9 protein-coding genes are annotated in these 9,174 nt (G+C 57.8%); 1 reads left to right on the top strand and 8 read right to left on the bottom strand.

Going from position 1 to position 9,174, the window contains the following annotated elements; translation table 11 throughout:
• Nucleotides 1-65: 65 nt before the first annotated feature.
• From AC6CHQ_RS16020 to AC6CHQ_RS16010, 3 genes are read right to left on the bottom strand one after another with little or no spacing between them, the layout of a single operon-like run.
• The gene (locus AC6CHQ_RS16020; protein ID WP_424236755.1) at nt 66-1,688 is read right to left on the bottom strand and encodes a gamma-glutamyltransferase family protein; all 1,623 of its coding nucleotides are present in this window, start codon (nt 1,686-1,688) and stop codon (nt 66-68) included.
• Between the two features lie 33 nt (nt 1,689-1,721).
• Nucleotides 1,722-2,255: a chromate transporter gene (locus AC6CHQ_RS16015; RefSeq protein ID WP_424237125.1), complete on the bottom strand. Its 534-nt coding sequence runs from the start codon at nt 2,253-2,255 to the stop codon at nt 1,722-1,724.
• Nucleotides 2,255-2,800, bottom strand: coding sequence for a chromate transporter (locus tag AC6CHQ_RS16010; RefSeq protein WP_424236756.1), 546 nt, complete (start codon nt 2,798-2,800; stop codon nt 2,255-2,257). Before AC6CHQ_RS16010 ends, AC6CHQ_RS16015 begins: the two co-directional genes overlap by 1 nt.
• 150 nt (nt 2,801-2,950) lie before the next feature.
• Between AC6CHQ_RS16010 and AC6CHQ_RS16005 the strand changes: the two genes are divergently transcribed.
• Nucleotides 2,951-3,958: a DUF1646 family protein gene (locus AC6CHQ_RS16005; RefSeq protein ID WP_498082052.1), complete on the top strand. Its 1,008-nt coding sequence runs from the start codon at nt 2,951-2,953 to the stop codon at nt 3,956-3,958.
• A 32-nt stretch (nt 3,959-3,990) separates the two neighbouring features.
• Here AC6CHQ_RS16005 and rsgA read toward each other — a convergent pair whose 3' ends face one another.
• From rsgA to pxpB, 5 genes are all read right to left on the bottom strand, one after another.
• Nucleotides 3,991-5,076: a ribosome small subunit-dependent GTPase A gene (gene rsgA / locus AC6CHQ_RS16000; protein WP_498082051.1), complete on the bottom strand. Its 1,086-nt coding sequence runs from the start codon at nt 5,074-5,076 to the stop codon at nt 3,991-3,993.
• A 257-nt stretch (nt 5,077-5,333) separates the two neighbouring features.
• Nucleotides 5,334-6,536: an NRAMP family divalent metal transporter gene (locus AC6CHQ_RS15995; RefSeq protein ID WP_498082050.1), complete on the bottom strand. Its 1,203-nt coding sequence runs from the start codon at nt 6,534-6,536 to the stop codon at nt 5,334-5,336.
• 51 nt (nt 6,537-6,587) lie between these two features.
• Nucleotides 6,588-7,361, bottom strand: a complete 774-nt coding sequence (locus tag AC6CHQ_RS15990; RefSeq protein WP_498082049.1) for a LamB/YcsF family protein — start codon at nt 7,359-7,361, stop codon at nt 6,588-6,590.
• 2 nt (nt 7,362-7,363) lie between these two features.
• Nucleotides 7,364-8,371 carry a 5-oxoprolinase subunit C family protein gene (locus AC6CHQ_RS15985; protein ID WP_498082048.1) on the bottom strand — a complete coding sequence of 336 codons (1,008 nt, stop codon included), beginning with the start codon at nt 8,369-8,371 and terminating at the stop codon, nt 7,364-7,366.
• Nucleotides 8,358-9,056: a 5-oxoprolinase subunit PxpB gene (pxpB, locus tag AC6CHQ_RS15980; protein WP_251239978.1), complete on the bottom strand. Its 699-nt coding sequence runs from the start codon at nt 9,054-9,056 to the stop codon at nt 8,358-8,360. The genes AC6CHQ_RS15985 and pxpB overlap by 14 nt, the downstream gene beginning before the upstream one ends.
• Between the last annotated feature and the right edge of the window lie 118 nt (nt 9,057-9,174).

Raw genomic sequence — 9,174 nt, 5'->3', positions numbered from 1 at the left:
CCGTACGAAATTCAATTGGTTTTTCAGTGGCCTCCGGGATGCCGGCGTTTTTCTCATTAATTCAATTACCAGACGGCGATGGAACCGTCTGTCCTGGATTCCGTGCCAGCTTCGAGCACACCGGTTTCCGGGTTGCGCCAGATAATCTGGCCGCGGCCGAAGCCGCCTGAGTCAGTCGCGATCTGGATGTCGTGGCCTTTCCGCTGGAGGGCCTGGGCGAGGTGGAGCGGGAAGTCCGGTTCCACCTGGACGGTCTTGCCGCCGACCCATTGCCAGCGCGGCTGGTCAAGCGCGGCTTGCGGGTTCAGCCCGAAGTCGACCGTGTTGGAAATCACCTGGAAGTGGCCCTGCGGCTGCATGTAGCCGCCCATGACGCCGAACGGTCCGACCGCTTCTCCATCTTTTGTGAGGAAGCCCGGGATGATCGTGTGATACGTCTTCTTGCCCGGCTTCAGGTAGTTCGGATGTTCCGGATCCAGCGAGAAGTCCGCGCCGCGGTTCTGGAGCGCGATGCCGGTGCCCGGCACGACGATCCCGGAACCGAAGCCCATGTAGTTCGACTGGATAAAGGACACCATGTTGCCATCCCCGTCTGCCGCGGCGAGATAAACGGTGCCGCCCTTCGGCAGCTCATACGGCTCAGGGTCAACGGCCCGATCACCGATGGCGACAGCGCGCTTTTCCGCATATTCGGGTGACAGCAGATGCGCCGCTTCGACCGGCATATCGTCAGGCTGGGTGATGAACGCCTTGCCGTCGGTGAACGCCAGCTTCATCGCCTCGATCTGGCGGTGGAGCGTTTCGGCGTCCCCATAGGCCGGCTGTTGGCCGCCTGCCGAGTGGATGTTCATCGCCATGAGGGCGATCATTCCCTGGCCGTTCGGAGGAATCTCCCAGACATCGTAGCCACGGTAATTTGCAGACACAGGCTCCACCCATTCAGCCTGATAAGCAGCGAGATCTTCCTTGCTCAGGAAACCGCCGTTGGCCTGAATCGCTTCCGCAATCTGTTCTGCGAGAGGACCTTCATAGAATGCCCTGCCGTCCGTTTCACCGATCTGCCGGAGCGTGTCGGCATGCCCGGGAGAACGCCACATCTCGCCGGTCTTTGGCGGCCGGCCGTCAGGAGCAAATGTGTCAAACCATGCCTCGAAGGCTTTCCTCTCTTCTTCACTGCCTCCCGAAAGGTTCTTGAATTTGTTGTAGGCGACTTCCCAGTACTTGCCGAGGATCGGCGTGAGCGGGTAGCCTTCCTCCGCCAGCCGCACCGCTGGCTCGAGTGTCTCGGACAGGCTCAGCTTACCGAACCGGCGGGACACTTCCGCCCAAGCGGAAGGCGCGCCTGGAACGGTGACCGGTACGGCGCCGAACACCGGCATTTTCTCGTGTCCAAGCGCTTTGACCTTGTCGGCGGTTGCCCCCTTTGCCGACGGACCGGAAGCGTTCAGCCCGTGCAGCTTGCCTTCTGTCCAGATCAGTGCGAACGCATCTCCACCGATGCCGTTGCTCGTCGGCTCGACGACCGTCAGTGCCGCAGCTGTGGCGATGGCAGCATCAATCGCATTGCCTCCGCGCCGCATGATTTCAATCCCTGCCTGTGCCGCAAGCGGCTGGCTTGTCGCAACCACACCATTTTTCGCGAATACCGTATGCCGCTGTGAGCGGAACGGATGATACAAGTAATCCATGAATCATTTCCCCCTTCTTTATATGTAAATGGATTAGCCTCCGAGGAAGACTGCGCCGTAGATGAGCGCGCCAAGGACAACCCAGGTCGGGCTGACTTTTCGGACCTCGAGCAGGACATAGGCTGCGACGATCAGGATCAGCGTGTGGATCCAGCCCGATCCGGTGAACGAGTCGAAGAAGAAATCATACGTCATCACGCCGAGAAGCACGGCAATCGTCGGGCGGACGACTTTCGTCAGCCGTTTTACCTGTGGCGCGTCTTTATGCCGCATGAGGATTCCAAGAAGCACGACCATGAGGATCAGTGAAGGCGCGACCGTTGCGAACAGTGCGATAAAAGCTCCCGGGATTCCTGCGACATCATAGCCGATATAAGCGGCCATCTTCGTCGCGATCGGACCGGGCAGCCCGTTGCCAAGCGCCACGATCTCACTGAATTCCCCGTTGGTCATCCAGCCGTACCGGTCGACCACCTCGTGCTGGAGAAGCGGAATGGTCGCCGGCCCGCCGCCGTAGCCGAGAAGATTGGACGTGAAGTGCGCCCAGAACACCTGCCAGTAGATCATCATGAAGCGCCTCCCTTCTTCTTCCAAGGGATGAAGGCGGACAGGATCAGGACGGCGATGATGATCGCCGGATGGACACCCGCAAACTCAGTAAGCGCAAGGCTTGCCACGACCAGGACCACGGTCAGCGGCCAGCCCAGGCCGACTCCCGCTTTTCTCAGGAAATCGATCGCAAGCACGCCGATCATGACACCGGCGATCGGGATGACCCCTCTTGCCATCCCCTGTACCCACGGCTTGTCCTTGAATGCATTCAGCAGTGTCAGCAGGATGACCATCAGGAAAGCCGTCGGCAGGACCGTGGCGGCCAGGCTCGACAGCATGCCCGTCCAGCGGTTCAGCCGCCAGCCGATATAGCCGGACAGCTTCGTGTTGACCGGTCCCGGCAACGTGTTCGCCAAGGCGAGGATGTCCGAGAATTCATCGTCGTCCATCCACTTGTACCGATCGACGACTTCCCTTTTCATAAGCGGGATGGCGGAAAGCCCGCCCCCGTAACCGAGCATACCCGCCCGGAAAAATGCGATGAACAAGTCTTTATTCATATAAGCATCAGCTCATTTCATGAAACTAGTATTTAGTATAACGAAAAATCTGATCAATCGGAACAGCAGAATGGTTTCTCCATCTTCGGGCATGTCCTTCCGCCCGGCTTCATATGATGGCAAATAGCCTGAAGCAAAGGAGCAATCGATATGACAACCGGCCTCCTGATCATTCTACTCCTTGTCCTCGTCCTGCCGTTTGCGGTGAAGCCGGTCGAACGGCAGCTGGAACTTTTTCTTCTCGTTATGGGGATTGCCGCGGCCATCACCGGCGGAATGATGAATCGCGAACTGCTCGGCCATGCCTTTTCAGATCCGCTGCCGATCACGGTGACTGTTCTCGTCGCCGGCATCGTCTTCCGCCTGTTTTACCGCCGGCTTACCGTCGGCATCCGCTGGCTCCGGACTGTCATGCCTGACCGGTTGCTTTATGCGCTGCTTGTCACCCTGCTCGGACTTGTTTCAAGTGTCATCACAGCCATCATAGCGGCACTCGTTCTCGTTACGGTGACCGGCACGCTCGGACTTGCCCGGCGCTCCGAGATCCGGCTCGTCATCCTCGCATGCTACTCGATTGGACTCGGTGCCGCACTCACGCCGATCGGCGAGCCACTCTCCACTATCACCGTGCAGAAACTGAATGCCGAGTTTTCTTTTCTGTTCAACCTGATCGGCCTGGATGTCCTCACTGCCATTCTTATGTTTGGAATCCTTGCGGCCGTCTGGGTCGACCCGCCGGAAGCTAAGACGGATGGCAATCCTCCGCCGCCAGAGCCGGTTTCCTCGATCTTCACACGCTCGTTCAAGGTCTATTTGTTCATCATGGCACTCACCATGCTCGGTGCCGGTTTTGAACCGCTGATCCGCGAACATCTCACCGATGTCTCTCCGGGTACGCTTTACTGGCTGAATATGCTGTCAGCAGTTCTCGATAACGCCACGCTGGCTGCCGCCGAAATTAGCCCGCTCATGCAGTTTGATGCCATCCGGGCGATTCTGCTCGGTCTCCTCATCAGCGGAGGAATGCTGATTCCCGGGAACATTCCGAACATCATCTCCGCCGGCAAACTCCGGATCACGAGTGGAGAATGGGCCAGGTTCGGTGTGCCAGTCGGGCTCGTGGCGCTGGTGGTCTACTACATCATTGGAATCTGGTAAAAAACGGATGCCCCGGTCCGGAGGCATCCGTTTCATCGTTTCTGCTTCTGTTTTTGTGTGCGGCGTACGGCCTTGGTGAGGTCCTTGCGCTGCTTGGCGCTTACCATCCTGGCGCGGGCATCGGATTTCTGTTCGATATAGGCGATTTCCCGCTGAAGCTTAAAGTAGCTCGTGAGCCGTTCTTCCGGCAGCCGGCCCTCTTCGACCGCTTCCCGGACCGCGCAGCCCGGTTCTTTTTTGTGTCCGCAGTCGCGGTACCGGCAAGAATCTGCCAATTCATCGATATCACTAAAACCGGATTCCAGTCCCTCGCTCTGATCCATCAGCTGGAGTTCCCTCATTCCAGGCGTATCGATCAGACAGGCTCCGCCGGGAAGCGGAATCAGTTCGCGATGGGTCGTCGTATGGCGTCCCTTCGCGTCATCTTCCCGGATGTCCTGCACGGCCATCATTTCCTTGCCCGACAATGCATTCGTCAGCGTCGACTTGCCGGCACCCGATGAACCGAGAAGTGCGGCCGTGACTCCTTCGCCGAGAAAGCCTCGGACTTCGTCCAGCCCTTCGCCGGTTACGGCACTTACAAGCACCGTATCCACCCCGAAAGCAATGCCTCCGAGCTCATCCAGATAATCGGACGGACTCTCGCACAGGTCCTTTTTCGTCAGCACGATCACCGGCCTCGCTCCTGAATCCCAGGCTGCAACCAGATACCGCTCCAGCCGGCGCGCGTTAAAGTCGGCATTCAGGCTCATGACGAGAAAGACGATGTCTACATTTGCCGCGACGATCTGTTCCTCGACCCGCTGCCCCGCTTCCTTGCGGGTAAAGACCGAAGTCCGGTCGAGCAGCGCATGGATGATCCCCTTCTCCTCACCGGGCATCTGTTCCACAAGCACCCAGTCCCCGACCGACGGGAAGTCCATCCGTCCGGCAGAATGGAAAGCATAGCTGCCCGAAACCGTCGAGAGCCATTCTCCCTGCTCCGTCACCACGCGGTACATCCGCTTGTGTTCAAGTACCACCCGCCCCGGAATGCACCGGGAAAACTCGGGTGTCGCCATCAGGCTCTCTGCCTGTGTCTTGAACGGATCTTTAAAACCATATTGGGTCATATTCAAATTCATTTCCTCCTGTTATGTCCGTGACCATAAGAAAAACCTCCGACAGCACCGGCAATCCGGCGGCTGTGGAGGTTCTCAGGCACGCGAAACAGGAGAACGCGTCAAAACGCGCCCTGCAGGCGTGTGAGTCCAGGCCGACCGGATTGTTTCATTACACTCTGTACGTTTGCCATCTCACATCACCTGCTTTCCGTTGTTTGTTGAATTCAGAATACCAAGACGGGGACTGTCCCGTCAATCGGGTTTTGAATCTTTTACTTAAACAATTGCGGAATCCCATTGATCAGGGAATACCCGCCCATCAGGGCCATAGCGATGACTGTAATCACCCCTACAACAGTCAGCCACATCGGATGCTTATAATCACCGACGATCCGCGCTTTGTAGGCGGCGATCAGCATGACGCCGAGCGCAAGCGGCAGGATGAGGCCGTTGAGCGAGCCGACGAGCACGAGAATCTTGACGGGCTGCCCCACGATAACAAAGACGAGAGTGGAGACCAGGATGAATCCGATGATGAACTTTTTTGCGTGCCGGTCGATCCAAGTGCTGAATGACCGGATAAAGGAGACGGATGTGTAGGCCGCTCCGACAACCGATGTGACTGCAGCGGACCACATGACGACACCGAAGATCTTGTAGCCGATGTCTCCTGCCGCCAGCTGGAATACAGATGCCGGCGGGTTGTCAGGATTTAATTTCAGCCCTTGCGAAACAACACCCAAAACGGCAAGGAACAAAAGAACCCGCATAAGCGAGGCGACACCGATCGCTGTGACCGCGCTCTTGGAAACGACCGGCAGATACTCCTTCCCTTTGATGCCGGCGTCAATGAGGCGATGTCCGCCGGCAAAAGTGATATAACCGCCTACGGTCCCCCCGACGAGCGTAACGATGGCCAGAATGTCCATTTCAAGCGGTGCCACGGTACGCAGCGCCGCTTCCCCATAAGGCGGCTGGGCGGTGAACATTACATAAAGTGTCAGGGCGATCATGACAAAGCCCAAAATCTGCGTGAACCGATCCATGACGCGTCCCGCTTCCCTCACAATGAAAATGCCGATGGCGAGAAGGCAGCTGATGACGGCACCCGTTTTCGGATCGATGCCGAACAGCACATTGGCGCCGAGTCCGGCTCCGCCGATGTTTCCGATGTTGAACGCAAGGCCGCCCATCACAACGAGCAGCGCAAGCACATAACCGAGTCCGGGCAGCACTTCGTTCGCTATGTCCTGCGCCCGCTTGCCGGAGACGGCGATGATCCGCCAGATGTTCAGCTGTGCAGCGATATCGATCAAGATAGAAATCAGGATGACGAATGCAAAGCTGGCCAGCAACTGTTCGGTAAATACAGTCGTCTGCGTGAGAAAGCCCGGTCCGATGGCCGAAGTGGCCATCAGGAACGCGGCACCGAGCATCACGCTGCGGATTTGTTTTTGGTCCACTGTCTGATTCATTGGTCTCCCCCTACATTTCCCCTATTTTCTTTGGATGGTTCATTCAGCCGGTCATGAAAACCTGCTGCCGATCTTCTCCACCTTGACCCCTTCCTCGGGCAGCAGATCCTTTAGCCGCCGGGCAAACTCCAGTGCGGCCACGCCGTCGCCGTGGATGCAGACAGTATCCGCGCGCAGGGTGAAGTCTGTTTCATCCACCGTCCGCACTTTGCCCTCTTTCACCATCCGGACCACCTGGGCGCCCGCAATTTCCGGGTCCGTGATCAGCGCATTTGCTTCGCGGCGGTTGGTGAGTGTTCCATCCGGCTGATAAGTGCGGTCCGAGAACACCTCACTTGCTGTCCGGAGGCCGATTTTCTCTCCCGTCCTGATCAGTTCGCTGCCCGACAGGCCGAACAGGATCAGTTCCGGATTGACCGCATATACCGCTTCAGCGATCGATTCAGCCAGTGCAGCGTCTTGTGCGGCCATGTTGTAGAGTGCGCCGTGGGGTTTGACGTGCTGCATCCTGCCGCCTTCAGCCCGGACAAACGCATCAAGAGCGCCGATCTGGTACATCGTCAGGTCATAAGCTTCATCCGGGGAGATCGCGATGGCGCGCCGGCCGAACCCGGCCAGGTCCGGTGTTCCCGGATGAGCGCCGATGCCGACGCCTTTTTCAAGCGCCATCCTCACCGTCCTTTTCATGACGGACGGATCGCCCGCGTGAAAGCCGCAGGCAATGTTCGCACTTGTGATCAGCTCGAGAATGTCCTCGTCGTTACCCATCGTATACGCACCGAACGATTCTCCCATATCGCAGTTCAGGTCTACTTGAAAAGTCATGTTCATTCCCCTTTCATTTTCAAAGCGATAGCCGTTTTCAATTCCGAGAGCTGCCGTTTTTGTGCCAAAATCAGTCGCTGCGATTCTTTGACCGATACTTCTCTGAATCGCAGTTTCGCTCCGGGCTGCAGTTGGGCGATAAGCGGAAGATCAACCGTTGCGGCCTGGCCGATTTTCGGATAACCTCCGGTTGTCTGGCGGTCAGACATGAGCAGGATCGGGCTTCCGCCGGACGGCACTTGGACCGATCCGGCCACGACTCCTTCCGACAGCAGTTCGCGCGGTTCGGACAGGCGGAGCGTATCCCCTTTTAGCCTGTAGCCCATGCGATCCGATTCCGAAGAGACGGTGAAGTTCCTTCCGAAGAATGTGCTCCGGCTTTCTTCATCAAACCAGTGATATTGAGGCCCTTTCATCATCCGGATTTCGGCTTCATTTCCGTATGCGGGAATCAGGCTGTCCTGGATGGTCCAGTCCGCCGGGCAGAATTTCCTGTTGCCTGCACCGGACAGGACTGTTGCTGCCCATTGCTTTGAAGGAACGGACGGATTCCCGACCAGCAGGCGGTCACCCTTCTCCAGGCACCGCCCATCAAACCCGCCGATGCGGGCTTTCGTATAAGTGGACCTGCTGCCCATCACTTCAGGCACGTCAATCCCGCCTGCGACCGCCAAATAGACCCGGCAACCCGAGACAGGCTTCCCGAATGTGAGGACTGCACCGGCCCTTACAGCGACCGGCCTCCACATCGGGATCTGTTCGCCATCAATTCCGGGAGACAGGTCCCCGCCCGCCAGCGCAATCAGACTGTCGGTTTCAAAACGGATGGACGGACCGGCAAGCGCCGCCTCGATCGTGGCACAGTGCTCACTGTTGCCGACCAGAAGATTCGCTATCCGGTGTGAATACGGATCCATCACGCCGCCAGCGACCACCCCATACTGCTGGAAACCCGGACGGCCAAGGTCCTGGACAGATGTCTGGAGGCCAGGCTTTTCAATGATCAGCATGACGGTCCGCCTCCAATTGTTTGTATTCTTCCGGGGATACTGGCCTGAACCTGACCCGGTCTCCAGGCCGGAGAAGGCTCGGGATTTCTTCGTCCGGCAAAAACAGATCGACAGGTGTCCTGCCGATCAGCTGCCATCCCCCAGGCGTTCCGATCGGATAAACACCTGTCTGCGCGCCGGCGATGCCGACTGTCCTGGCCGGTATCTCCAGCCTCGGCGATGGCCGCCTTGGAGCGGCGATGCGCTCGTCCATGCCGCCAAGGAACGGAAACCCGGGGGCAAAGCCGATCATTTTCACGTCATATGTATTACCGCTGTGGATCCGGACGACTTCTTTCTCGTCCAGCCCGTTATGTTGGGCGACAAATGCAAGGTCAGGGCCGAAATCCCCGCCGTAGCATACTGGAATTTCCACCGTACGCCCTTCACCTTCAGTTGCCGGCCTGATTCCGGAAAGCAACTCCCGCAGCCGCTTCTCCATCCCCGCATACGTCATTCCGCCATTCGCTTCATAGCAAATCGTGACGGTGACATACGCCTGGATGACATCAGTCACCCACGGAATCTCCGAATCAGTGATTTTTTCGGAGATCGCCCGCACCAGCGCGGTGGATTCCTTGCTGATCGACGCCCCTGCCGTCACCACGATGGCTTGATCCCCGAGCGGGTGAAATTTCAGCTCCATAGACATCCCTTCTTTCTTCTCTAATTCTTTTGATGATTCATGTCAAAACTCCTTCCTTAGAAACAGGATCTTCTGTTTGCCTTCTTTTGGAACTAAACGAAAAACGCCCCGCCGAGGC

The sequence above is a fragment of the Bhargavaea sp. GQ12 genome (assembly GCF_059758705.1).
Note: the sequence above shows the minus strand (reverse complement) of the source record. Positions and strands in the feature narration are given on the sequence as shown.

Coding starts and splice junctions, on each gene's coding strand:
- AC6CHQ_RS16005 (WP_498082052.1), top strand. CDS start 2,951: ATGACAACCGGCCTCCTGATCATTCTACTCCTTGTCCTCGTCCTGCCG.
- AC6CHQ_RS15995 (WP_498082050.1), bottom strand. CDS start 6,536: ATGAATCAGACAGTGGACCAAAAACAAATCCGCAGCGTGATGCTCGGT.
- AC6CHQ_RS15985 (WP_498082048.1), bottom strand. CDS start 8,371: ATGCTGATCATTGAAAAGCCTGGCCTCCAGACATCTGTCCAGGACCTT.
- pxpB (WP_251239978.1), bottom strand. CDS start 9,056: ATGGAGCTGAAATTTCACCCGCTCGGGGATCAAGCCATCGTGGTGACG.
- AC6CHQ_RS16020 (WP_424236755.1), bottom strand. CDS start 1,688: ATGGATTACTTGTATCATCCGTTCCGCTCACAGCGGCATACGGTATTC.
- AC6CHQ_RS15990 (WP_498082049.1), bottom strand. CDS start 7,361: ATGACTTTTCAAGTAGACCTGAACTGCGATATGGGAGAATCGTTCGGT.
- AC6CHQ_RS16015 (WP_424237125.1), bottom strand. CDS start 2,255: ATGATCTACTGGCAGGTGTTCTGGGCGCACTTCACGTCCAATCTTCTC.
- AC6CHQ_RS16010 (WP_424236756.1), bottom strand. CDS start 2,800: ATGAATAAAGACTTGTTCATCGCATTTTTCCGGGCGGGTATGCTCGGT.